The organism is Curtobacterium sp. NPDC087080 (genome assembly GCF_044745105.1).
In the GTDB taxonomy this organism is placed as follows: domain Bacteria; phylum Actinomycetota; class Actinomycetes; order Actinomycetales; family Microbacteriaceae; genus Curtobacterium.
Window position 1 is genome coordinate 117,280 of record NZ_JBIUZP010000002.1, and the last position, 24,210, is coordinate 141,489.

The window sequence follows — 24,210 nt, forward strand, 5'->3', positions numbered from 1 at the left end:
CACGACTGTTGCCCGTTCTCGAGGAGGAGCCTCCGCCATGACCCAGGACCGAACGACACCACGAGCGGCGTCCGCAGCGCCCAGCGCCGACGTCGCTCCCGACGCCGCGGTCGCGAGCGACGTCGTGCTCGCAGCGGGAGTCCGCGTCTGGGGCGTGTCCCACGTCGAGGCCGGCGCCGTGATCGGCAGCGGCACGACCGTCGGCCGCGGGGTCACGATCGGTGCCGGCGTGCGCATCGGCGCCGACTGCAAGGTGCAGAACGCGGCGCTGGTCTACGGACCCGCGGTGCTCGGCGACGGCGTGTTCGTCGGGCCGGGATGCATCCTCACGAACGATCACGTGCCGCGAGCGGTCGATCCCGACGGCACGGTGCGACGCGTCGGTGACTGGCAGCCCGCTGCCGTGGTGGTGGAGCAGGGGGCGTCCCTCGGTGCCGGCGCCGTCTGCGTGGCGCCCGTCCGCATCGGGAGGTGGGCGATGGTCGCAGCCGGTGCGGTGGTCGTCGCGGACGTGCCCGACCACGCCCTCGTCGCGGGGGTGCCGGCGCGGCAGATCGGGTGGGTCGGCCGGACCGGCACACGGCTGGTGCGGGTCGACGACCTGACCTTCGTGTGTTCCGACACCGGCGACCGGTTCGTCCTCGACGGCGAGCGGCTCGAGGTCGTCCGATGACCGCGACGGCGCCGGGGCCGGAGGTCATCCCGGCGGCGAGGCCACTGATCGGGACGGCGGAACGACGGGCCGTCGACGCCGTCCTGACGTCCGGCGGTCTGGCCCAGGGGCCGGAGGTGGCGGCCTTCGAGCGCGAGTTCAGCGAGGCGCTCGTGGAGTCCCGACCGGTAACGGCCGTGAACAGCGGCACCGCCGCCCTGCACCTCGCACTCGTCGCGCTCGCGATCGGCCGCGGCGACGAGGTCGTCGTCCCGTCGTTCACCTTCGCCGCGTCGGCGAACGCCGTCCGTCTCGCCGGCGCGGACCCCGTCTTCGTCGACATCGACCCCGCGACCTACTGCATGGACCCGGGCGCCGTCCGCAGCGCGATCACCGGACGGACGCGTGCGGTGATGCCGGTCCACCTCTACGGCCACCCGGCCGACATGACGGCGATCGCAGCCCTGGCCGCCGACCACGGTCTGCTCGTCGTCGAGGACGCCGCGCAGGCCCACGGTGCGCGGTGGGCCGGTCACCGCGTCGGCAGCGGTTCGGACGCCGCCGCCTTCAGCCTGTACCCGACCAAGAACATGACGGCGGGCGAAGGCGGCATGGTCGCCACGGCGGACGCGGCGAGTGCTCGCCGCGTCCGCCTCCTGCGCAACCAGGGGATGGAGCGCCGCTACGAGAACGAGGTCGTCGGGTTCAACGCGCGGATGTCCGACGTCCACGCCGCCATCGGACGTGTCCAGCTCGCGAAGCTCCCGCAGTGGACCGCACAGCGACAGGCGAACGCGGCGTACCTGACGCGGGAGCTGCGCGGGGTCGGCGCACCGGTCGTCGCGCCGGAGGCCGAGCACGTCTTCCACCAGTACGTGATCCGGGTCCCGGAGGACCGTGACGGCTTCGCCGCGGCGCTCCTCGAGGAGTTCGGGATCGCCACCGGTGTCTACTACCCGACGCCCGTGCACCGCCTGCCGTCCTTCGGGCTCGCGATCGACCTGCCCGAGACCGAGCTCGCGGCCGCACAGGTCCTGGCGCTGCCGGTGTACCCGTCGCTCACCCTGCGGCAGCTCGACCGGATCGTCGACGCGGTCAACACCCTGGCGGGAGCCGGCCGGTGAGCGCCGTGCTCCGCGCGGGGGTGATCGGGCTCGGCATGATGGGGCGCCACCACGCGAGGGTGCTCCACGCCCTCGACGGCGTCGAACTCGTCGCGGTCGCGGACGAGGTCGGGGACCGCCTCGGGGCAGCGCAGGGCGCCCCCGTCGTCGGCTCGGTGGACGAACTCCTGCGGGTCGGCATCGACGTCGCCGTCGTCGCCACCCCGACCGCGACGCACGAGGAGGTCGGTCTCCGGCTCGCCTCGGCAGGGGTCCACACCCTGATCGAGAAACCCGTCGCGGTCGATGCCGCCGCGGCAGCGCGTCTCGTCGCCGCGTTCGACCGGGCCGGGCTCGTCGGAGCAGTCGGGCACATCGAGCGGTACAACGCGGCGCTGCAGGCCCTCCGGCAACGGCTCGACGCCGGCGAGCTCGGTGACGTCTTCCAGATCGCGACGCGGCGTCAGGGTCCCTTCCCCGACCGGATCGCGGACGTGGGCGTCGTGAAGGACCTCGCCACGCACGACATCGACGTGACCACCTGGATCGCGCGCTCGCCCTACGCGAGCATCAGCGCACACGCCACCACGAAGAGCGGGCGGCTGCACGAGGACCTCGTCGCCGTCTCGGGGCGCCTGGAGGACGGCACCGTGACGTCGCACCTCGTCAACTGGTTGAGCCCCTTCAAGGAACGGGTCGTCGTCGTGACCGGTGCACGGGGCGCGTACGTCGCGGACACCCTCACCGCCGACCTCACCTTCCACGAGAACGGCACCGAGCGGACGTCGTGGGACCAGCTCGCCGCCTTCCGCGGCGTGGCCGAGGGCGCGTCGACACGGTTCGCGATCCCGAAGCGGGAACCGCTCGTCCTCGAGCACGAGGCGTTCCGTGACGCCGTCCTCGGTCGGCGGCAGGACGTCGTGACGCTCGCCGACGGCATGCGGACGGTCGCCGTCGCAGACCGCGTCATCACGTCGGCACGGACCGGCACGGTCTCGATCGTCGACCACGCGGCAGCAGGAGGGGGCGCAGGATGAACGTCGTCGTCGTCGGTCTCGGCAAGATCGGTCTCCCGCTCGCGGTCCAGTACGCCGGCTCGGGCGCGACGGTGTCCGGTCTGGACGTCTCGACGCGGGTCGTCGACGCCGTCAACGCCGGGACGGAACCCTTCCCCGGTGAGGCCGAGCTCGCGGTCCGACTCCGGTCTGCGGTGGCCTCCGGTCGTCTGTGCGCCACGGTCGACGCCGCGACGATCACCGCGGCGGACGTCGTCGTGGTCGTCGTGCCGCTCGTCGTCGACGGCGACGGCCGGCCGGACTTCACGTCGATGGACGGCGCGACGGCATCGATCGGGAAGCACCTCCGACCGGGCACGCTCGTCGTGTACGAGACGACCCTGCCGGTGGGGACGACCCGCGGGCGGTGGCTGCCCCGACTCGAGGCCGCGTCCGGCCTCGTCGCCGAACAGGACTTCCACGTGGTCTTCTCGCCGGAACGGGTGCTCACCGGACGGGTGTTCGCGGATCTGCGCCGGTACCCGAAGCTGGTCGGAGCGGTGTCCCCCGCCGGGGCGGCAGCAGCCCGACGCTTCTACGAGGACGTGCTGCAGTTCGACGAGCGCCCCGACCTCGGGCGTCCCAACGGGGTCTGGGACCTCGGCAGCACGGAGGCCGCAGAGCTGGCGAAGCTCGCCGAGACGACCTACCGTGACGTCAACATCGCGCTCGCGAACGAGTTCGCACGGTTCGCGGACGATCACGGCATCGACGTGGCGGCGGTGATCACCGCCTGCAACTCGCAGCCCTACAGCCAGATCCACCGCCCGGGCATCGCCGTCGGAGGCCACTGCATCCCGGTCTACCCGAGGCTGTACCTGTGGAACGACCCGGAGGCGACGGTCGTGCGTGCCGCGCGTGAGCGGAACACGGCGATGCCCGAACACGCCGTGGGGCTGCTCGAACGCGCACACGGCAGTCTGGACGGGCAGCGTGTCGTCGTCCTCGGCGCTGCCTACCGCGGCGGCGTCAAGGAGACGGCCTTCTCCGGGGTGTTCGCGACGGTCGACGCGCTCCGCGCACGCGGTGCGATCGTCACCACCTCCGACCCGCTGTTCCCCGACCGGGAACTCGCGGCGTCGGGACTGCAGCCGCACCCGGCCGGATCGCGCGTCGACGCCGCGATCGTCCAGGCGGACCACGCCGAGTACACGGCCCTCGAGCCGACCGACCTCCCCGGGGTGCGGACCATCGTCGACGGCCGTCGTGTCCTCGACCCCCGGCGCTGGTCCGGCGTCACCGTCCTGGCGATCGGGAGCGGCGGGGGCGTCGGGAGCGGCGGGGGCGTCGGGGGCGTCGGGGGTGCCGGCGGCGGGGCCGGTGGGGCGCCGTGACGACCGCCGACCGCCGGCACCGGGTGCGCTCGCGGTTCCGTCCGCGCGGGGTCGCACTCATCCTCGGCGGGACCGTCGTGGGGCAGGGGCTCGTCGTCGCGGTCTCTCCCCTGTTGACGCGCCTCTACCGGCCGGAGGACTTCGGTGCACTGGCCGTCGTCACGGCGATCGCCTCGGTCATCGGAGCCGGCGCGACCGCCGGGACCGACCGCGCGCTGGTCGTGGCGCACGACGATCGAGGCGTCCACGCCCTCCTCTGGGCCGGGAGCCTGTCGATCGCGGCCACCGGGACCGCCGTCGCCGTCGCTGCCTGGGCGCTCCGCGGCTGGACGTCCGCTGTCTTCGCGACGACCGTCCTCGCGTCGTCCTGGTGGGTCCTGCCGGTGTCGGTCGTCGCCGTCGGGGCGCACCGTCTCGCGTCCGCCGTGCTCGCTCGTCGCGAGCAGCACCGCGCGATCGGGCTCCGCAACGCGGTCCAGGGCATCGGCCAGACCGCATGGAACCTCCTGGCGTCCGCTGCGGGCCCGGTCGGCCTCGTCGGTGGGCTCGCCGCGGGACGGTTGGTCGCGGTCGTCGGCGTCGGACTGCGCCGACCGACCCCGTTCTCACGCGTCGCGGTCAGGCGTGCCGTGCGTCACCACCGGCGGTTCTTCCTGCTCACGCCCTGGTCGGCCGCGACGAACGTGCTCGGACAGCAGGCTCCGGCCCTCGTCTTCGCTGCACTGCACGGTGCGACGGCAGCCGGTCTCGTCGCCCTGACGATGCGCGTCCTCGGCGCACCGGTGGGCATGCTGGCGGATGCGGTCGCGCAGTACGCGGCCGGGGCGTTCGGCCGGGTGCGCCGGAGCGGTGGGCCGATGGCTCCGCTCGTCGCGCGCCTCGTCAGCCGTCTCGCGATCGCGGGCGCCGTCGGCGTCCTCGTCGTCGTGGTCGTCGGCCCGGGGGCGTTCGGAAGCGTCTTCGGCGCCGAGTGGGCGGTGTCCGGCGAGTACGCCCGGGTCCTCGTCCCGGCGTTCGCCGCGCAGGTCGCGGTCTCGCCGGTGACACAGGTGCTCGCGATGGTCGGGCAGCAGGCCGCCCAGCTCGCCTGGGACGTCGGCCGCCTCGTCCTGACGACGGGCGCCGTGCTGGTGCCGTCCGCGCTCGGGGCGTCCGTCCCCGTCGTCCTCGCCGCGCTCGCCGTCGCCATGGTCGTGGCGTACGGAGCGATGCTGGCGATGGTCGTCGCCGTGGTCCGCCGGGCCCCCGCTGCACCCGCTCGTGTCCCGACCGCCGAGGAGTCGTAGCGCGGCGTCCGTGGATCGACGGCCTCGCGTGCCCGCGGCTGTCCATCCGGTCCGCGGCGCCAGCGCGAGCAACAGCGTCCCGACCAGCAGGCCGTGCGAGAGCATCGCGGTGAAGATCGAGGTGTTCGACAGCATGATGCTCGGCATCACCACTGCCATCGCGGTCACGCGCATCGGCAGACCACGTGTGGCTCGGTCCAGGAAGTGTGTCCAGACCAGGAGGGCCAGCGCGGCGACGGCGATGCCGAGCCAGCCGAAGTTCGCGAAGCCGTCCGCGAAGAGGTTGGCGTTGGCGTAGCCGACGGCACCCGGCACCAGGAAGTCGGCGATCCGCTTCGGAGGCGGCAGCTCGTCGGGGTAGTCGACCCACCACCGGAGGAAGGAGTACCCGTACCGAGCCGTGGGGTGGCCCGAGAAGTACTCGACGTACACGGACGACAGCAGCCCCGGTGTGAGCATGAAGCGTCGCGTGAACACCGAGGTCCAGGTGATCCCGCCCTGGATCTCGTCGGCGACGGCGGACACGACCATGATCGCCAGCGGCGCCACGAGGAAGGTGCGTGCCCGCGGGACGAGGGAGACCCCGAAGAGCACGGCCATCCCGAGCACCGCGACGAAGGAGAAGAGGACGGCCTTGAACCCCGTGCTCGAGTACAGCAGGAACTGACCCGCGAGGGCCAGTGCGACCAGAGCGGGTCGTCGCTGCAGGAGTCCGCGGGCGAGCACGAGCGGGTTGACGACGTAGGCCTGCCCCGTCAGCAGGTAGCCGAGCAGACCGCCGGTGCCGACCTCCGACGTGTAGTCCGCACGCACGTCGTAGATCTCGTCGAGTGCGACGAGCCGGAGGTGCACCCCCACCGTGACCGCCATGAGCCCGTAGGTCACCAGACTGTACGCGGAACAGACGAGCCACGTCGTCGTCGCCCGCCCGATCCGTGCTCCTCCGAACCGGAACTCGTCCGGGCCGGTGCACGCGTCGCCCGCCGGGACCGGACCGCGAGGGGTGGTGACGGCGACCGCCGAGAACGCCGTCCCCACCGCCGCGGTGAGCATGAGCGCAGCTCCCCGGTCGAGGTGTCCGGTCGACACGCTCATCAACATCGTCGGTGCGACGCAGACGACGAAGATCGTCCACAGCACGACGTGCGATGCGCGGTGGAGCCGACGCGGGAGCGAGAGTGCGGTCGCACTGGTCAGCGAGACGGTCGCGAGGGTCGCCTCCCAGGGGGCCGGCACGTACCCGTACCCCAGGTACCCGAACAGCGGCGCGACGAGCTCCGCCGAGATCCAGCGCATCGTCAGGTCCATGACGCTGACCGCGAGCACGGTGCCGACCGCGGTGCTCACAGCTCGGCGGAGCCGCAGCGCCTCGGCGGACGGGACGTTCACGACCCCTCTCCGGTGCGGAGGCCCGGGGCGAGCTCGTCGTACATCCGCACCAGTCGCGCGGCTTCCGGTGCCCAGGTGAACCGTCGCGCAGCACGTCTGGCCTCTGTGCTGTGTCGTTCGAGCAGCGCCGGATCGTCGGCGTACCTGCGGACAGCACGTGCGACGGCCGCCGGGTCGCCGGGCGGGACGAACGAGACACACTCGACGCCGTCGAGCAGCCCTCGCCACAGCGGGACGTCGGAGGCGATGACGGCGAGTCCGGCTGCCAGGTACTCGAACAGCTTCGTCGGGAAGATCTGGTCGTTCACCGGCGTCCGGAGGAACGGGACGACCCCGATCCGGGCGCGCAACAGGAGGTCGCGGGCCTGCATCGGCCCGACGACACCACCGTGGTGCGCACGACCGGTCGCCTCGGCCCGCCGGAGCTGCTCGACCGGTGTCGCGCGGTCGATCGACCCGACCATCTCGAGGCGCCAGTCAGCCGGGAACCCCTCCTCGTGCACCGCACGGGCGAGGACGTCGATGCCCCGGTCGTGGCTGAGCACGCCGACGTGCGCCACCACGGCGTCACGCTCGAGCACCGGGCGCTGACGGTCGTCCTCCGGTCGGCCCAGTGGGAAGTTGTGGATCGCGAGTCGGCGGTCGGCTGGGAAGCGTCGACCGGTCCACTCGGTGGCGGTCACGACACGGTGAGCGGTGCCGGCGAGCACCAGGAGCGCGCGGGACAACGCCGCGAACACCGCGCGTTGCCGAGGGGTCAGGTAGTCCTTCCCCCGGACCTGGTCGGGGAGGTCCTCGTGTGCGTCGTAGACCACGATGCGGCCAGCGAGCCGGAGGACCGGGATGGTCCAGATCAGTTCCGGGTCGTGGAGGTGGACGATCCGCGCGCGTGAGCGGAGGGCCAGCACCAGTGCCTGCACCGTCGACACGGCCATCCGGCGCGCCCGTCGCCGCACCGGGATCGTGACGACCTCCACTCCGGTCTCCGGTGCGGTGAGCGGACTCGCCACCGCGATCAGACGGACCCGGTACCCGGCGGCAGCCGCAGCCGCAGCCTCGCGCAGGTGCACGCGGTTGTCGACCCACGGGTGCGCGCTCGAGACGTGGACGATCTGCGGGTTCACGACCGGCCTCCTCGGATGTCGGGGGACGGCGCCTGCCGGTCGACGACGACCCCGTCGAGCACCTCGGCGAGGGTCGCCGCGAGCGCCCGGTAGTCGTGCTCCCGACGGACGTGCTCCCTGCCTCGGCGGCCCATCTCGTCCCTGACCGCTGCGGGCATCGCCGCCAGACGGAGCATGCCCGCCGCGAGGGCGCCGGGGTCGTCCGGTTCCACGTGGACACCGCACCGGGAGGCGCGCACGGGCTCGAGGGGCACCGACGCCCCGACGAGCAACGGCCGCCCGAGGAGCATGTACTCGTACTGCTTGTTCATCGAGACGCCGTGACGGTACAGCGGCAGGTCGTGCATGTTGACGACGAGGCAGCCGGCGCTGCGACCGATGGTCCTGGCGACGTCCTGCGGTACGCGACCGTCCCAGCGCACCGCCCCGGCGGACGGGAGGCGCGACGCACGTTCCCGGAGACGGGTCACGTCCGATCCGTCCCCGACCAGGCGGAGTGCGAGTGCCGGTCCGCCGTCGAGCCGACTCTGCCGCCACGCGATGTCGAAGCCGTCGAGCACGGCTTCGAGCGCGTTCGCCGGGCCCATCGAACCGAGGTACGTCACGGTGAAGGCGTCGGCGTCGGCGTCGGCGGTCACCCCCCTGTCCGTGGTTCGTCCGTCGTGTCCGTCGTGTCCGTCGCGTTCGTCGGGTTCCTCGCTGAGGTCGACACCGTTCGGCACCCACGTGAAGGGCACGTCGTGGCCGCGCTCCCGGTAGTAGCGGCCGACTCCCTCGAGCGGTGAGGTGACGTGCACGGCTCGGGACACCGTGCGGTGTTCGACAACACGGAGCACGCGGACGAGCGGGTGCCGCTCGGACACCCCGGCCAGCCCGACGACGGACTCCGGCCACAGGTCCCGTGGCTCGAAGACGAAGGGGACGCCGAACCGGCGGGCGAGGGTGGAGGCAGCCAGCGCGGCGAACGGGTGGAACGACCCACCGATGACGACGTCCGGGCCGGGCAGGCCGCGCAGCGTTCCCGGCGCCAGGAGGAGTGCGGTGAACACCGCGATGTCGGCGACGCGCCGGACCGTTCGACGTCGTCCCGATCCCCGGTGGTCGACACCGCGGAGCCAACAGAACTCGTGACCACCGCCGGACCACCGTTCCCGCAGGCGGAGACCGGACACGTGGGAGCGCCCGGTCGGGTGGTCCGTCCCCGCCGCGATGACCACCGTGTGCCACCCGTGGGCAGCGAGTGCCTCGGCCAGGTGCTGGTGCCGGGTGGCTCGCCCGTCGCGATCGCGGTGGTGTGCGTAGTGGTTGATGATCCAGAGCGTCCTCGTCACCCCTGCTCCTCCGTCGTCCTGGTGCCCTCGAAGGTGTCGGAGCTCACGTGGCCCGGAGCGGTGATGCCGTCGCGTCGCGCGACGACGAGCACCGTCCGGAGCAGGATCGCGGCGTCGAGGCGGAGCGACATCCGGTCGACGTACTCGACGTCGGCGCGCAGCCGATCGGGCCAGGGGAGCGCGTTGCGGCCCCGCACCTGCGCCAGCCCGGTGAGGCCAGGACGCACCTCGTGTCGTCGCGACTCCTCCGCGGTGTAGAGGTCGAGGTAGCGGCAGAGGCTCGGGCGCGGACCCACGAAGCTCATGTCGCCCCGCAGGATGTTCCACAGGCTCGGGAGTTCGTCCAGGCTGCTCGCTCGGAGCGCACGTCCGAACGGGGTCAGGCGGTCGGCATCGGACTCCACGCCCCGGTCGTGGTCGATCGGGAGCATCGACCGGAACTTCAGGATCGTGAAGGTCTCACCTCCGAGTCCCGGCCGCTCCTGCCGGAACAGCACGGGCCGACCCAGCCGGAGTGCGACCAGTGCTGCGGTCGCGGCCAGGACCGGGCTGAGCGCGACGAGCGCGAACGCTGCGCCGACGGCGTCGAGCACCCGCTTCGCCCGCATCGTCCTCGGTCGGGGGCCCTGCTGTGCCGGAGCACCAGCGCGGGTCGTCCGGTCCGTGTCCCTCATGCCTGGTCGTCCCGCGAGGAGTACGCCGAGCGGTACGCGTCACGCAGCCGACCCTGCTTCACCTTCGACAGGACGATGCCGTCGGGCCGCTGGCCGACCCGGGCGAGCGCATCGACGGCGGACCGGACGTCGGACTGCCGGGTCTGGCCGGCCGCGACGACGAGGAGGGTCGTGTCCGTGACGGTGCTGACCAGCGCGGCATCGGTGACCGCGAGCACCGGCGGCGTGTCGACGAGCACGACGTCGTAGGAGGAACGCACCTGCAGGAGGACCTGTCGCATCGCCTCCGATGCGACGAGCTCGCTGGGGTTCGGGGGGATCGTCCCGGCGGGGAGCACCGCGAGCCGTTCGACGCCCCAGTCCTGCACCACGTCGTCGAGCTCGGCACGGCCGACGAGCACGTCGGTCAGACCGACGGCGTCCTCGAGCCCGAGCAGGCTCGCCACCCGTGGACGTCGGAGGTCGGCGTCGACGATCAGGGTCTCGAGGCCGCTCTTGCTCAGGGCGATCCCCAGGTTGGCGGTCGTCGTCGTCTTGCCCTCCGAGGGACGGGCGCTCGTGACGGCGATGGTCCGCCCCTCGCGCAACCCGGATCCGAGGAACTGGATGTTCGTGCGGAGGCTCCGGTAGGCCTCGGCCCGCTCGCTGTTGACGTCGTCCCGGTGGATGAGCGGACGACTGGCGTTGTCGGCGTCGAAGGAGATCTCCCCGACCAGGGGCGTTCCCGTCTGGAGGTCCTGCGGGCGTCGGATGCGCGTGTCGAGCGAGGCGGCGAGCAGCGCGAGACCCGCTCCCACCAGGAGACCGACGAAGGCGCCGGCGGCGAGGTTGCTGCCGACACGCGGGGACTTCGGTGCGGTCGGCTCGGCGGCGGGAGTGACCTCCTCGAGCTTGACCGAGGGTCTGCCGTCAGCGGTCTCCGGTTCGATCTGGGAGACCACCGCCGACAGGGTCGCGCCGACACGCGCAGCGATCTCGGCTGCCCGTGCAGCGTCGCGGTCGTCGACGGCGATCGAGAGGATCACGGTTCCGGTACCGCCGGTCGCCCGGACTCGTGCGCCGAGAGCGCTCGGGCTCTCGGCGAGTCCGAGTTCCCGCACGACGGGCGCGAGGACACGGGGCGAGGAGGCGAGCTCGACGTACGACTTGATCTTCTGCTGGGCCGCGGTCGAGCCCTGTGCGATCTCACCGGCTGAGGTCTCGGCCTGGCCGGCGACGGAGACGTAGTAGGACGTGGTGGCCTCGTAGGTCGGTGGTGTGATCGCCGTCCAGCCGACCGCACCGACGACACCGAGCGCGGTGGCGCCGGCGACGATCCACCACCCGGACACGAGCGCTCGGACGAGCAGGAGCGGGTTCACGGTCACCTCCGGGGGCGGACGTCCAGTCTGGCATCTCACACACTACAGATCAGATGGCGGCGACGTTCCTCCGGTCGTCCTCATCAGGCCGCGGAGGCGGTGTTGCGCTGTCCCTGGTCGTCGATCTGCGGGGCGGTCCCGCGCCAGTGGACGGTGTTGTCGTCGCCGGTGATGACGATGCGTTCTGCTCCGCTGACGTCGACGGTCGTACCGCTCGCCTCCACGGTGATCGTCGCGATCCCGTCCAGGACGTACTGCCGGTCCGCGCTGATCAGGTTCGCGGCGGCGCAGTCCTCCGCGGTGATCGGCTCGTCGCCGCCGTCCGGGTCCCACAGCTGCACGGCCCCGTCGACGCACGCGTTGTAGACCGTCTCGGCGGTCGTCGAGGACGGTGTGGGTCCCGGTGGGTCGGTGTCGTCCGACGAGCACGAGGCGGCGCCGACGGAGAGCGCAGCGGTCAGGGCGAGCAAGGTCAGGGAGCGGATCGGGCGCACGGTGGTCCTCCGAGGGTCGTTCGTGACGAGCGAGGGGGAAGCGGGGAGGCCGCACTGCTGGTGCGTGCGGCCTCCCGATGGTGGTCAGGTCACTCTGCAGGCAGGTCGAAGAGCTCGCTGGTCTCGGTCTGCTCGTTCTTGGTGACCTCGAGCTTGAAGCGGAAGTTCTTCGCAGTGGACGACACGACGCGGTCGAACTGCCACCTGCCCGAACCCGTCATCGTGAAGGTGCCGGGCACGATCTGCGTCCCGGAGACGTTCAGCACGCGGAACGTCGCGCCGGGCGTCCCGTTGCCGGTGAAGCGGTTCAGGACTCCGGGGGTGACGCTGGTCTGGTCCACGGTGACGGGACGGAACACGGTCGCGGCGAGGGAGAACACCGAGGTGCGGTACTGCTGTCCGCTGGGCAGGGTGATCTCCAGCTTGAAGTCGAACTTCGACGCGGTGGAGGAGACGACACGCCGGAAGGTCCAGACGCCGTCCTTGCTGATGGCGAAGGTGCCGGGGACGATCTGCGTGTTCGACACGTTGAGCACGCGGTAGGTCGCGCCCGCCGGGCCCTGCCCGGTGAACGTGTTCTCCACGCCGGCTTCGACGGTCGTGTTGTCCACGACGACCGGAGCGGGAGCTGCAGCGGTGTCGGCGGCGAGTGAGAACAGCTGCGAGGTCAGCTTCTTGCCGTCCTTCGTCTGCTCGATCGCGAACTCGAACTCCGACGCGCCCTTGGAGACCACGCGGGTGAACGAGAAGGCCCCGGTGGTGCTGTCCGCCGTGATCGTGCCGGCGACGATCTGCGTTCCGGAAGCGTTCAGGACCCGGAGGCGCGCGCCCGGCGTCGCGTGTCCGGTGATGGTGTTCTCCAGACCGGCGATGACGGTCTTCGTCGTCAGGGTGACCGGGGAGAAGTCCGCGATGTCGGACCGCAGGGTGAACAGGTCACTGGTGAGCGTGTCGTTCCCCTTGCTCTGCCGGATCTTGAAGGCGAACTCGGTCGCGTCCGACGGGAAGGACTTCGTGAACTCCCACTTGCCGGTCCCGTCGACGGCGACGTCGCGGCGGAGGATGTCCTGGTCGTCCGCGTCGAGGATCCGGAGCGTCGCCCCGGGGGTCGCGGTTCCCTCGAAGGTGTTCACCGTGCCGGCGATGAACTCCTTCGTCGTGACCGTCGCGGGGGTGAGGCCGTTCTTCTCCGGGGTCACCGTGACCTCGTCCGACGTGCGGTTGTACCCCTTCGTGATGCCCTCGACGACGAGGTGGTACTCGCGGTCCTCGAGGCCGTCGATGCGCAGCGTGAAGGTGTCGCTCGGTCCAGCGGTCACCGACTCGAGCACCTGGTCGCTCCCGACCTCCCGCACCTGCACGGCCGTTCCGTCCGGTGCCGTGCCGTCGATCGTGAGCGAGCCGTCCGGTCCGAGTGTCGGAGCCTCGTCCGAGGTCACCTCGACGCCCTTCCCGTAGTCGATCGGAAGCTCGATCTCGCTGTCGTGCTCGTCGCCACCGATCGTCTGGCTCACGGTCAGTTCGTAGATGCCGGGGCGGTTCGGCGGGTTGAGCGGCGCGTCCCAGTCGCCCTGCTCGTCCGTCTGGGCGGTGAACGGCAGCTTGGTCGTCCCGGACCAGAAGTTCACGGTCGTGTTCGGCTGACCGGTCCCGGAGAGCTGGACGACGGTCTCGAGGTTCGACGAGAACGTGGCTGTCGCCTCCAGTGCCTTGACCTCGCGCTCCGCCGGTGTCCTCGCGTCTGCCAGCGACACGAGTTCGCGGGTCTCGCTGCTGTCGTCGGTTTGCGCTGCAGTCGCGGCAGCAGGGCCGAGACCCAGCCCGGTGACGATGGTCGCGGCGGTGAGGCCGGCGGCCGCGGTTGCTCGGAGGGTCTGCTTCATCTGTGAGGACGTCCTTCGGATCGTGCCGCGCGACTCCGCGGCGCCAACGTGGAATCTGAAACATTGCAACGGACGCTGAGATCTTCCGAAGCGTGATGCATACCCGCGCGCCGCTTGAGTCCGGTCGGCGCAACTTCCACGCCTTCGACTTGACGCACCCGGCGACCCGAGTAAACTTGAGTGCAGCGGACGCAACTCCGCGTAGGCTTCAGCAAGACCACGAACCCAACCGAAGGAGCACCACAACATGGGACGTGCAGTAGGCATCGACCTCGGAACCACCAACTCGGTCGTCAGCGTGCTCGAGGGTGGCGAGCCCACCGTCATCGCGAACGCCGAGGGGCTCCGCACCACGCCGTCGATCGTCGCCTTCACGAAGGACGGCGAGGTCCTGGTCGGCGAGACCGCCAAGCGCCAGGCCGTCACGAACGTCGACCGCACCATCGCCTCCGTCAAGCGCCACATCGGTACCGACTGGAAGGTCGACATCGACGGCAAGAGCTACACGCCGCAGGAGATCTCGGCCCGCACCCTCGGCAAGCTCAAGCGCGACGCCGAGCAGTACCTCGGCGAGGACGTCACCGACGCGGTCATCACCGTCCCGGCGTACTTCAACGACGCCGAGCGCCAGGCCACGAAGGACGCCGGTGAGATCGCCGGCCTCAACGTCCTCCGCATCATCAACGAGCCGACCGCTGCGGCGCTCGCCTACGGCCTCGACAAGGGCAAGGAGGACGAGCTCATCCTGGTCTTCGACCTCGGTGGCGGCACGTTCGACGTCTCCCTGCTCGAGGTGGGCAAGGACGACGACTTCTCCACGATCCAGGTCCGTGCGACCTCGGGCGACAACCGCCTCGGCGGCGACGACTGGGACCAGCGCATCGTCGACCACCTCGTCAAGAAGTTCAAGAGCGAGCACGGCGTCGACCTGTCCACGGACAAGATCGCGAAGCAGCGCCTGAAGGAAGCGGCTGAGCAGGCCAAGAAGGAGCTCTCGTCGCAGATGTCGGCGAACATCCAGCTCCCGTACCTGACGCTGACCGCCGAGGGCCCGCTGAACCTCGACGAGACCATCTCGCGCGCACAGTTCGAGCAGATGACCTCCGACCTGCTCGACCGCACCAAGAAGCCGTTCAACGACGTCATCAAGGAGGCGGGTGTCTCGGTCAACGACATCGCCCACGTGGTGCTCGTCGGTGGTTCGACCCGCATGCCCGCCGTGGCCGAGGTCGTCAAGAGCCTGACCGGTGGCAAGCAGCCGAACCAGGGCGTCAACCCGGACGAGGTCGTCGCCGTCGGCGCCGCGCTGCAGGCCGGTGTCCTGAAGGGCGAGCGGAAGGACGTCCTGCTCATCGACGTCACGCCGCTGTCCCTCGGCATCGAGACCAAGGGCGGCCTGATGACGAAGCTCATCGACCGCAACACCGCGATCCCGACCAAGCGCAGCGAGACCTTCACGACCGCCGACGACAACCAGCCGTCGGTCGCGATCCAGGTCTTCCAGGGCGAGCGCGAGTTCACCCGCGACAACAAGCCGCTCGGCACCTTCGAGCTCACCGGCATCGCGCCGGCTCCCCGTGGCGTGCCGCAGGTCGAGGTCACCTTCGACATCGACGCCAACGGCATCGTGCACGTGTCCGCGAAGGACAAGGGCACCGGCAAGGAGCAGTCGATGGTCATCTCCGGCGGCTCGTCGCTGCCGAAGGAGGACATCGAGCGCATGGTCCGCGAGGCCGAGGAGCACGCCGCCGAGGACAAGGCTCGTCGCGAGGCCAACGAGCGTCGCAACCAGGCCGAGCAGCTCGTCTACTCGATCGAGAAGCTCATCAAGGAGAACGACGAGAAGCTCCCCGCGGACGTCAAGTCCGAGGTGCAGGGCGACGTCGACTCCCTCAAGTCGGCCCTCGCGGGCGACGACGACGAGGCCGTGAAGACCGCGTTCGACAAGCTCAACGAGTCGCAGGGCAAGCTCGGCCAGGCCATCTACGCCCAGCAGGACGCGGGCGCCGCGGCCGGTGGCGAGCAGCCGACCGCCGACCAGCCCCAGCAGGACGACGAGGACATCGTCGACGCCGAGGTCGTGGACGACGAGGACGACAAGGACAAGAAGTAACCATGACGGACCCGAAGGACAACGTGCCCGAGGACCGCGAGCCCCAGGTCGAGGGCGACGCCACCAACGCGCAGGAGCCCGAGGACCTCATCGAGGCGGAGGGGCCGGACGTGGAGATCCCCACGGACGGCCCCGCCGCCGGCGGCCCGCAGGCCGACCAGGCGAGCGACCTCTCCCCGGAGGACCAGGCCCTGCTCGACGACGCGGCCCGCGGCATGGCGGAGGACGAGCTCTCGCAGGCCGACCGCGACCTCGTCGCCGACATGCGTGCCGACATGCTCCGCGCGCAGGCCGAGCTGGTGAACTTCCGGAAGCGCGTCGAGCGCGACCGCGAGGCGAACCGCGACGCCGTCATCGCCGAGGTCGTCCGCGCCCTGCTGCCGGCCCTCGACGACCTGACCCGCGCCGAGGCCCACGGTGACCTGACCGAGGGCCCCATGCAGGTCATCGGGCAGAAGATCCGCGGCGGCTTCGAGAAGTTCAAGCTGGTGCAGATCGGCGAGAAGGGTGAGCTCTTCGACCCGAACGTGCACGAGGCGATCGTGCAGCTGCCGACGCCGGGTGCGACGGACCAGACCGTGGCGGACGTCGTGGAGCCGGGCTACAAGCTCGGCGACCGCGTGCTCCGCGCGGCCAAGGTCGCCGTCGCGGTCCCCGCCTGAGGCTCGGGAAGGAGGTAGGGATTCATGGCCAGTCAGGACTGGTTCGACAAGGACTTCTACAAGGTCCTCGGCGTCGACAAGACGGCGAGCGACGCTGAGCTGAAGAAGACCTACCGGAAGCTCGCCCGGCAGTACCACCCGGACTCCAACCCGGGTGACGCTGCCGCCGAGTCCCGCTTCAAGGAGATCAGCGAGGCCTACTCGGTGCTCTCCGACAAGGAGCAGCGCGCCGAGTACGACCAGGTCCGCGCCATGGGTTCGGGCGCCCGCTTCACCGCGGGTGGCCCGGGCCAGGGCGGTGGGTTCGAGGACGTCTTCGGCGGGATGTTCGGCCAGCAGGGCGGGCAGCGCGTCCGCTTCGGTCAGGGCGGCGGCGGCCGCGGCGGCGCCGGCGGCTTCGAGGACATCCTCGGCGGGATGTTCGGCGGCGGGCAGGGCTTCGGGCAGTCGTCCGGCGGCTTCCGCGGGTTCGGCGGCCCGACCAAGGGCCGCGACGTCACGGCGTCGACGACGCTCGACTTCACCACCGCGATCGCCGGCGACACCGTCAAGCTCGCGCAGGGCAACGGCCGACCGGTGAACGTCCGCATCCCCGCGGGCGTCGCCGACGGCCAGAAGATCCGCCTGCGCGGTCGCGGCGAGCCGAGCCCGGACGGGGGAGAGGCCGGCGACCTGGTCGTCAGCGTCTCCGTGCGCAAGCACCCGGTCTTCGAGCGCGACGGGCAGCACCTCCGCGTGGACGTCCCGGTGACGTTCGTCGAGGCGGCGCTCGGCGCGACGATCCAGGTCCCCACCCTCGGCGGCGATCCGGTGAAGCTCAAGGTCGCCCCCGGCACGCCGTCGGGCCGCGTCCTGCGCGTCAAGGGCCGTGGCGTCACGACCAAGAGCGGGACCGGCGACCTCCTCGCGACCGTCCAGGTCGCGGTGCCGTCGCACCTGTCGGACAAGCAGCGCGAGGCCGTCGAGGCCCTCCGCGCCGTCCTGCCCGACGAGGACCCCCGCGAGGACCTCCTCGCCAAGGCGCGCAGCTAGCGCTGCGCAACCAGCACGACGACCGGCCTGGAGGCTCGGCGCGGCTCCGTCAGGAAGCCGCACCGGGCCTCCAGGCTGGTTCTGCACCACGCGGACGACGGAAAGGAACCAGCCATGACCGACATGGACGAGAACTCGCCCGTCTTCGCGATCGCGGTGGCGGCGGAGCTCGCGGAGATGCACCCGCAGACGCTGCGGCAGTACGACCGGCTCGGCCTGGTCGTGCCGGGCCGTACCCGCGGCGGCTCACGCCGCTACTCGATGCGCGACGTCGCGCAGCTGCGCGAGATCGCGCGGCTCGGGTCCGAGGGGGTGTCGCTGGAGGGGATTCGGCGGGTGCTCGACCTCGAGAACGAGAACCAGCTCTTGCGTGACCGTGTCCGCGAGCTGGAGCGGGCGCTCGCCGATCAGCTCATCGCGCGGCCGGGTGCTCGTGTCTTCGCGGCGACGACGACGGGCGCCGCAGTGCCGTTGCGCGCCGGCATGCGACCGCAGCGGAACACCGCCGTGGTGCTGTACCGACCCAGATCGTAGGAGAACACAGTATGTCGCATTCCGGTTGACTGTTGTCGATCACGACGGTCGTGATCGAGAACAGGAGGAACGATGCGACGACGAACATCGCTCGACATGGTCGGCACCACGGTGCTGGCGGCCGCACTGGCGCTGGGGGCGACGGCGACGGCGACGGCGGCGACTGGCGAACAGCCTGCTGTGTCGACGGGATCGACGCGGACCATCGCGAAGGCACCAACGGGCGTGAGCCTGAAACCTCTCGATCCGGACACCTACCAGGTGACCGGGCAACCACACTGCGGGCTCATCGAGTACACGTGTCAGATCCACGTCGGGAACGTCGGCCCGACGAGCTCGAGCAACTACCACTGGGACGGCGGAACGTCGACCGCAGAGTTCGACGGTTGGGGGTACGGCGAGACCCGGACGCCCGTCTACTGGACGTACGCGTGCTCCGTCTTCGGGTGTACGAACTCCGCGAAGGTGACGGCTGGCTCCGCGACACGCCCGTTCCCGCAGCTCGGCATCACCGCCAGGGTGCAGAGCAAGAACGACGCGAACCGATCGGTGGTGATCACCGGCACGGCAACCGGCCGAGCGGTCATCAAGCGCGGGGGTGTCCAGGTGGCGACGGCGACGAGTGACCGAACCGGGACCTGGAGCACGACGGTGACGGGCCTGTCGACCGGGTCGAACACGATCACGTTCCAGCAGTGGGTCGACGATCGGTACCGGGACGAGACGTCGGTCGTGGTCGACTTCCCACCGACGCCCGGTCAGATCGTCGGCGATCCCGGCACCGCGGAGCTGCAGCGCGGCGTCACGACGCCGGTCTCCGTGTCGTACACGGCGAAGTCGGCGTTCCACACACCGACGGGGAAGCTCGTGGTCACGGCACCGGAGGGTACGACGTTCGCGCCGGGGCAGGACCGGCAGCGCGGGGAGTACCTCCAGGCGGGCACCTGGCGTGCCTTCGGCGGAGACTCCCTCGTGGACGGATCGCGATCGGCCGACGGGCGGACGTACACGTTCCAGCTCGGGAACCGCGATTGGGACGTGGCCAAGGACCAGCGCTTCCGCTTCACCCTGGACGTCCAGGTCCCCCTCGACGTCGCGACCACCACGAGCGCCATGACCGGCAAGCTCGCCGGGAGCTTCCCCGGTGCCTCGTTCGACACGACCGCCACCACCACGACGACCGTGGTCGACCAGGCGCTCACTGCTCGGGTCGAGAGCCAGGACGAGGTGACCCGGACGGCGACGCTGACCGGGACGGCGCCTCGCCGTGCGGACTCCCTCGACGTCACGTGGGAGGGCGACAGCGGGACCGTCACGCGGACGGTGACGCCGTCGGACGGAGCCTGGCGCTCCGTCGTCGACGGCCTCCGCGTCGGCGACACGACGGTGCAGGTCGTGGCGAAGGTCGGTGAGCAGGCGATCGGCGACCCGGTGTCCGTCACCGTGCACCTCGACGCCGCGCCGTTCGACGCGACAGCACGGTTCGAGGACGACGTCACGAAGCCGGTGGTCATCGAGGGTTCCGGGACCGCTGGTGGAACCGTCACGCTCGACGGGGTCTGGACGGCCGTCCCGCCGGTGGAGGTCGGAGCGGACGGACACTGGTCGGTCACCGTTCCGGCGCCGGACCAGCCGGGGAAGCAGACCGTGACCGCCATCGAGACCATCGGTGGCCAGCCCGCCGGCTCGGAGCAGGTCGAGGTCGACTACGGTCGGGCCGTGCGCATCACCTCACCCGGGGACGGCTTCGCGATCACCCCGGGATACAACCGGGTGCGGGTGAGTGGGAAGGCCGAACCGCACGCGCAGGTGCGCCTCGGTGAGGGCGATGACGACGCCGCCTACGGGTCCGTCACAGCCGACGCCGACGGCGACTGGGCCATCACGACGCCGGCGCTCGCGCTCCGCGACCACGACCTGGTCGCGACGGCGCTGTCGAAGGGCGCGAACACCACGCGGGACACGGTGCGGATCGTCCCCGAGGGCTGATCCTGACCGATCCTCCGACGGGTCGGCGGCGGAACCGGACCGGTTCCGCCGCCGACCCGGCCGTCACGGGAGGTCGTCGTCGAACACGTCGCGACGGACACCGTCGACCGCGGGGCACCGGGGGAGCGAGGGGCGGTCGTCCTCGGATGAGCAGCGGCCGGGGCGGCGGCTCCGGACCGTCTCGATGGCCGAGCGGACGCAGGATGCGCACACGTCAGGACCGTCCGCGGTCGGGGTCGGGGAGCAGGTGGACCGTCCAGGTCGCCCGCTCCGCGAGCCGTCCGTCGCGGCAGTCGACCGCGACGCGGAGCGCGACGAGGCCGTTCCGGATGTGTTCCCACGGCAGTGCCGCCCGGATGTCGTCGTGCCGCAGGCGGTACGTCAGGCCGTCGAGGGTCCCGCTCAGGGCCGCCACGAGCAGGGGGTTGTCGCATGCCGCGAGGAACGTCCGGTAGACCGGGGTGATCGCGTCCGATCCCCACTGCCACGTGGGCATCGCCATGCAGTCGAGCACGAGACCGATACGCCGGAAGAGTGCGGCGCGGTCGCGGTCCCCGAGGTCGCCGATGGTGGTGCGGACGACACCGCCGAAGAGCAGGCCGAGGGTCTGCAACGTCGGGACGAGTTCGTCGCGGCGGGGAACCGTCACACGCGTGTACCGGTTCGGGCGGAACTCGACGAGACCGAGGTGACCGAGGTCCGACAGTGCTTCCCGCACCGGCGTCCGGGAGCACCGGAGCCGGAGTGCGAGCTGTTCGTCGTCGAGCAGGGTGCCCGGGGCGAGCGCCCCGCTCATGATCTCGGTCCGCAGGCGTTCCCGCGCCTGGTCCCTCAGGCGGGGACGCCGGCCGGCGTCTGGCAAGGCGAACATCGGCCCCTCTCGCTCGTCCTGCCGCTGCCTCGTCGTGCAACGGTCTCCTCCGAGCGTACGGCTCTGGGATACCAGCGGTACCGGTGATATACCGCTCCGGTGCCCACGGGCTCGGAACCGCATCACCGTCTGGGTACCCTGGGGCGGTGCCATTCGACTTCGCCGACCACTTCCGGCGCTCCCCGGTCAACGACGAGCCCGACCTCGTCGCGATCGACGGCACCGACCGCTTCATGCTCGACGAGGCGCCGCACGTGCACGGAGACGCGCTCCGGCAGCCCGGTGAGGTCGCCGTCGTCGACGACCGGTACGGGGTGCTGACCCTCGGAGCGATGACCGTGCACGGCGCATCGGGCGTCCGGGTCGTGCAGGACTCACTCGTCGGGGTCCGGGCGCTGCAGGCGAACGCCGGGACCTTCGGCCGCAGCGGCTTCGTGCTGACGGAGTCGCTCGAGCAGGCGTTCCGCGACGTCCGGCTCGTGCTCCTCCGGCTGTCGAAGTCGAACGACCGGCTCGACGAACTGGCCCGCGCTGTCGCACGGTGGGCGGCCCCCGACGTGGTCCTGCTCTGCGGTGGGGTCTCGAAGCACATGAACCTGTCGCAGAACGACGTCCTGCGCCGCTACTTCGGCGAGGTCACGGCGTCCCGCGGGCGCGGCAAGTCCCGGCTGCTCGTGGCGCAGGACCCGCTCCGTGCGACGGCGGTGCGCGCCGACGCCACGAACCCGTGGCCCCGATCCGTGCACGTCGACGAGCTCGGGATGACGCTCGTCGCGCACGGCGGCGTCTTCGCGGGGACGTCACTCGACCAGGGCACCCGCGTGCTGCTCGACGTGATGGACGACGCCGTGCCGTCGGCGCGCGTCGCCGTCGACCTCGGCTGCGGGAACGGCGTCATCGCGACCGCGCTCGCCCGGCGCCGTCCGGCCGTCAAGGTGGTCGCGACCGACGTCTCGGCGATCGCCGCGGCGTCGACGCGCGCGACGGCGGTGGCGAACGGCGTCGCGGACCGGGTGACGGTCGTGCGGTCGGACGCGGGCGACGAACTCGACGAGGGGTCTGCGAAGCTCGTGCTCTGCAACCCGCCCTTCCACGAGGGCACCACGGTGAGCACCGACGCGGCCGAGGCGATGTTCCGGAACGCGGCCACGATCCTCCAGACCGGCGGTGAACTGTGGTGCGTCTGGAACTCGCACCTGCGGTACCGACCCGTGCTCGAGCGGCTCGTCGGGCCGACCCGGCAGGTCGTCCGGACCGACAAGTTCACGGTGACTGCGTCGCGACGCTCCGACTGAGGGACGGCACGAGGCCCCCGTCACCGTGGTGTCGGGGGCCTCGTGCTGCGGTCAGCGTCAGATGTGCACGGACACCTGGGTCTGCTTGCCGCCGGAGACGAGGGTGATCAGGTGGTCGCCCTTCGCCAGGCCGGAGACTGAGACGGTGCCCTCACCGTCGTCCTTGATCACGCCGGTGGCCAGCGTGCGGTCGCCCTCACGTGCCTGCAGGCCGCCGATGCCCGAGGGCAGGCCCCACACGGTGATCTTCGCCGAGCCGAGCAGCGCGCTGGTGCTCGTGACCTCGGCCTCGAGCGCGCCGGCGGCGTGGTCGCCGTTGCCGATCGTCAGCGTGCGCTCGACCTGCTCGCTGTCGATCGTGGCGGTGACCGTCACGGTCGTCGTGAGCTTCTTCGGGGCGGTGACCACTATCGCGAGCGCGTGCACTACGGCGAAACGGCCGCGTGCCCGACTGTCGAGCGCCTCGCGACGGACGGGAGGCCCGTGGCTGCGCAGCCACGGGCCTCCCGTCCGTCCTGTGGTCGCGGTGCGCGACCGTCGGCACTCAGGCCGGGACGTAGTCGAACGTGTCCGGGTCCGGGCCCGTGCGGTGGCCCTTGTCGAGCGAGGTGATCGCCGTCATGTCGTCGTCCGAGAGCTCGAAGTCGAAGATCGCGAAGTTCTCCTCGACGCGCGAGCGCGTGACCGACTTCGGGAAGACGATGTCGCCGCGCTGGATGTGCCAGCGGAGGACGACCTGCGCCGGGGTCTTGCCCGTGGCGCCGGCGATGCGGGTGATGGTCTCGTCGTCGAGCACGAGGCCCTGGGCGATCGGGGACCAGGCCTCGGTCGCGATGCCGTGCTCGGTGCCGTGAGCGCGGAGCTCGTCCTGCACGAGGTACGGGTGCACCTCGATCTGGTTCACGGCCGGCGTGATCGTCGTCTCGGCGGCCAGGCGGTTGAGGTGGTGCGCCTGGAAGTTGCTCACACCGATGGAACGGGCGGTGCCGGCGTGGTAGAGCTCCTCCATCGCCTTCCATGTCGGCACGAAGTCCGACACGGTCGGCAGCGGCCAGTGGATGAGGAAGAGGTCGGTGTACCCGCCGAGCAGGTCGGCCGACTTCTTGCCGTTCTCGGCGGCGAGGGCCGGGTCGTGGAAGCCGTTGTTGAGCTTCGACGTGACGAAGATCTCCTCACGAGGGATGCCGGACGCCTCGATGGCCTCGCCGACCTCCTTCTCGTTGCCGTACATCTCGGCGGTGTCGATGTGGCGGTAGCCGACCTCGAGTGCGGTGAGGGTCGCTTCCTTCGTCTTCTCAGGCTCGATCTGGAAGACGCCGAAGCCGAGCTGCGGGATGGTCTTGCCGTCGTTCAGGGTGATGTTCGGAACGGTCATGACGCCATGCAACCAAACGTCCCTCAGGAGGCATTCCGGCAACACTCAGTCGGACGCGCTGCGCGCGGGAACCGGACCGGTCAGGCGAGAGCGTCGGTGACGTACGCGAGCAGCGCGTCGCCGTACGCCACGGCCGCGTCGTCGCTCCGGAACTCCTGCGCGACCCCGCCGATCGTCGCCGTCACGACGAACCCCGCGGTGAGCGACACGAACGCCGGTCCGAGCAGGCCGCGGAGCTGGTCCTCGCGGGGGAGCCAGAGCGACTCGGACGCCTCGACCGAGTCGAGCGCCCACTCCGTCGTGCCGTTGAACCCGAGCGATGTGCCGCTCGGGTGGTCGTGGCGTTCGACGGTCATCTCGGACACCGTGTAGACGTCGTCGTCCACCCCGGGCTTGTCGATCACGAACCGGTCGCCCGTCGCCGGGTGCCAGCGGAGTCCGGCGTCGCGCAGCGACCGGGCGAGTTCGACGGTGATCACCGCACCACCCTGCCACGCCCGCCGGGAGGACGGACGCGACCCGACAGGGCCCGTCGCCGTGAGGACACGTCGCGCCGCCCGCCGTCGGGGACGTGGTCGTCGGCAAGGTCGACGTACTAGCATCGCCGAGCACCCCCGCGCGCGACGAGCAGTCGTCCGCGCGCGCGGACGCGA

At 71.2% G+C, this 24,210-nt stretch carries 23 protein-coding genes; 13 read left to right on the forward strand and 10 right to left on the reverse strand.

Going from position 1 to position 24,210, the window contains the following annotated elements:
* The first annotated feature begins 37 nt into the window (after positions 1–37).
* The 7 genes from ACIPEQ_RS04815 to ACIPEQ_RS04845 all read left to right on the forward strand — a co-directional run bounded on the left by ACIPEQ_RS04815 (position 38) and on the right by ACIPEQ_RS04845 (position 6,097).
* Positions 38–673: an N-acetyltransferase gene (locus tag ACIPEQ_RS04815; RefSeq protein WP_402714291.1), complete on the forward strand. Its 636-nt coding sequence runs from the start codon at positions 38–40 to the stop codon at positions 671–673.
* Entirely contained in the window at positions 670–1,776 is a 1,107-nt protein-coding gene (locus tag ACIPEQ_RS04820) for a DegT/DnrJ/EryC1/StrS family aminotransferase (RefSeq protein WP_402714292.1), read from the forward strand. The genes ACIPEQ_RS04815 and ACIPEQ_RS04820 overlap by 4 nt, the downstream gene beginning before the upstream one ends.
* Positions 1,773–2,792 (forward strand): Gfo/Idh/MocA family protein, encoded by a 1,020-nt coding sequence (locus ACIPEQ_RS04825; protein WP_402714293.1) that lies wholly within the window; start codon positions 1,773–1,775, stop codon positions 2,790–2,792. Before ACIPEQ_RS04820 ends, ACIPEQ_RS04825 begins: the two co-directional genes overlap by 4 nt.
* Positions 2,789–4,144, forward strand: coding sequence for a nucleotide sugar dehydrogenase (locus ACIPEQ_RS04830; protein WP_402714294.1), 1,356 nt, complete (start codon positions 2,789–2,791; stop codon positions 4,142–4,144). The genes ACIPEQ_RS04825 and ACIPEQ_RS04830 overlap by 4 nt, the downstream gene beginning before the upstream one ends.
* Before the next feature lie 77 nt (positions 4,145–4,221).
* The gene (locus ACIPEQ_RS04835) at positions 4,222–5,430 is read left to right on the forward strand and encodes a lipopolysaccharide biosynthesis protein (RefSeq protein ID WP_402714804.1); all 1,209 of its coding nucleotides are present in this window, start codon (positions 4,222–4,224) and stop codon (positions 5,428–5,430) included.
* Between the two features lie 109 nt (positions 5,431–5,539).
* The gene (locus ACIPEQ_RS04840) at positions 5,540–5,728 is read left to right on the forward strand and encodes a hypothetical protein (protein ID WP_402714295.1); all 189 of its coding nucleotides are present in this window, start codon (positions 5,540–5,542) and stop codon (positions 5,726–5,728) included.
* A gap of 102 nt (positions 5,729–5,830) precedes the next feature.
* A complete protein-coding gene (locus ACIPEQ_RS04845; RefSeq protein WP_402714296.1) occupies positions 5,831–6,097 on the forward strand; it encodes a hypothetical protein in 267 nt (88 codons plus the stop codon).
* Positions 6,098–6,815: 718 nt separating this feature from the next.
* Here ACIPEQ_RS04845 and ACIPEQ_RS04850 read toward each other — a convergent pair.
* From ACIPEQ_RS04850 to ACIPEQ_RS04875, 6 genes are all read right to left on the reverse strand, one after another.
* The gene (locus tag ACIPEQ_RS04850) at positions 6,816–7,943 is read right to left on the reverse strand and encodes a glycosyltransferase (protein ID WP_402714297.1); all 1,128 of its coding nucleotides are present in this window, start codon (positions 7,941–7,943) and stop codon (positions 6,816–6,818) included.
* Positions 7,940–9,274, reverse strand: coding sequence for a glycosyltransferase family 4 protein (locus tag ACIPEQ_RS04855; RefSeq protein WP_402714298.1), 1,335 nt, complete (start codon positions 9,272–9,274; stop codon positions 7,940–7,942). Before ACIPEQ_RS04855 ends, ACIPEQ_RS04850 begins: the two co-directional genes overlap by 4 nt.
* The gene (locus ACIPEQ_RS04860) at positions 9,271–9,948 is read right to left on the reverse strand and encodes a sugar transferase (protein ID WP_402714299.1); all 678 of its coding nucleotides are present in this window, start codon (positions 9,946–9,948) and stop codon (positions 9,271–9,273) included. Before ACIPEQ_RS04860 ends, ACIPEQ_RS04855 begins: the two co-directional genes overlap by 4 nt.
* Positions 9,945–11,309, reverse strand: coding sequence for a polysaccharide biosynthesis tyrosine autokinase (locus ACIPEQ_RS04865; RefSeq protein ID WP_402714300.1), 1,365 nt, complete (start codon positions 11,307–11,309; stop codon positions 9,945–9,947). Before ACIPEQ_RS04865 ends, ACIPEQ_RS04860 begins: the two co-directional genes overlap by 4 nt.
* Before the next feature lie 83 nt (positions 11,310–11,392).
* On the reverse strand, positions 11,393–11,803 hold the full coding sequence (locus tag ACIPEQ_RS04870) for a DUF3060 domain-containing protein (RefSeq protein WP_250366691.1): 411 nt from the start codon (positions 11,801–11,803) through the stop codon (positions 11,393–11,395).
* 89 nt (positions 11,804–11,892) lie between these two features.
* The gene (locus tag ACIPEQ_RS04875) at positions 11,893–13,686 is read right to left on the reverse strand and encodes a hypothetical protein (protein ID WP_402714301.1); all 1,794 of its coding nucleotides are present in this window, start codon (positions 13,684–13,686) and stop codon (positions 11,893–11,895) included.
* A 247-nt stretch (positions 13,687–13,933) separates the two neighbouring features.
* Between ACIPEQ_RS04875 and dnaK the strand changes: the two genes are divergently transcribed.
* From dnaK to ACIPEQ_RS04900, 5 genes are all read left to right on the forward strand, one after another.
* The gene (gene dnaK / locus ACIPEQ_RS04880) at positions 13,934–15,799 is read left to right on the forward strand and encodes a molecular chaperone DnaK (RefSeq protein WP_402714302.1); all 1,866 of its coding nucleotides are present in this window, start codon (positions 13,934–13,936) and stop codon (positions 15,797–15,799) included.
* 2 nt (positions 15,800–15,801) lie between these two features.
* Positions 15,802–16,461 carry a nucleotide exchange factor GrpE gene (locus tag ACIPEQ_RS04885; protein ID WP_402714303.1) on the forward strand — a complete coding sequence of 220 codons (660 nt, stop codon included), beginning with the start codon at positions 15,802–15,804 and terminating at the stop codon, positions 16,459–16,461.
* 24 nt (positions 16,462–16,485) lie between these two features.
* Positions 16,486–17,493, forward strand: a complete 1,008-nt coding sequence (locus ACIPEQ_RS04890) for a DnaJ C-terminal domain-containing protein (RefSeq protein WP_402714304.1) — start codon at positions 16,486–16,488, stop codon at positions 17,491–17,493.
* Positions 17,494–17,616: 123 nt separating this feature from the next.
* Complete coding sequence (locus ACIPEQ_RS04895) at positions 17,617–18,027, forward strand: heat shock protein transcriptional repressor HspR (RefSeq protein WP_402714805.1); 411 nt, start codon at positions 17,617–17,619, stop codon at positions 18,025–18,027.
* Positions 18,028–18,099: 72 nt separating this feature from the next.
* Complete coding sequence (locus tag ACIPEQ_RS04900) at positions 18,100–20,016, forward strand: hypothetical protein (protein WP_402714305.1); 1,917 nt, start codon at positions 18,100–18,102, stop codon at positions 20,014–20,016.
* A 214-nt stretch (positions 20,017–20,230) separates the two neighbouring features.
* Here the strand turns inward: ACIPEQ_RS04900 and ACIPEQ_RS04905 are convergent, their stop codons facing one another.
* Complete coding sequence (locus tag ACIPEQ_RS04905) at positions 20,231–20,887, reverse strand: GntR family transcriptional regulator (RefSeq protein ID WP_402714306.1); 657 nt, start codon at positions 20,885–20,887, stop codon at positions 20,231–20,233.
* 146 nt (positions 20,888–21,033) lie between these two features.
* Between ACIPEQ_RS04905 and ACIPEQ_RS04910 the strand changes: the two genes are divergently transcribed.
* Complete coding sequence (locus tag ACIPEQ_RS04910; RefSeq protein ID WP_402714307.1) at positions 21,034–22,182, forward strand: class I SAM-dependent methyltransferase; 1,149 nt, start codon at positions 21,034–21,036, stop codon at positions 22,180–22,182.
* Between the two features lie 57 nt (positions 22,183–22,239).
* Here the strand turns inward: ACIPEQ_RS04910 and ACIPEQ_RS04915 are convergent, their stop codons facing one another.
* From ACIPEQ_RS04915 to ACIPEQ_RS04925, 3 genes are all read right to left on the reverse strand, one after another.
* The gene (locus ACIPEQ_RS04915; RefSeq protein WP_402714308.1) at positions 22,240–22,590 is read right to left on the reverse strand and encodes a hypothetical protein; all 351 of its coding nucleotides are present in this window, start codon (positions 22,588–22,590) and stop codon (positions 22,240–22,242) included.
* Between the two features lie 136 nt (positions 22,591–22,726).
* Complete coding sequence (locus ACIPEQ_RS04920) at positions 22,727–23,557, reverse strand: aldo/keto reductase (RefSeq protein WP_402714309.1); 831 nt, start codon at positions 23,555–23,557, stop codon at positions 22,727–22,729.
* Positions 23,558–23,637: 80 nt separating this feature from the next.
* Positions 23,638–24,036 (reverse strand): pilus assembly protein CpaE, encoded by a 399-nt coding sequence (locus tag ACIPEQ_RS04925; protein WP_250366701.1) that lies wholly within the window; start codon positions 24,034–24,036, stop codon positions 23,638–23,640.
* Between the last annotated feature and the right edge of the window lie 174 nt (positions 24,037–24,210).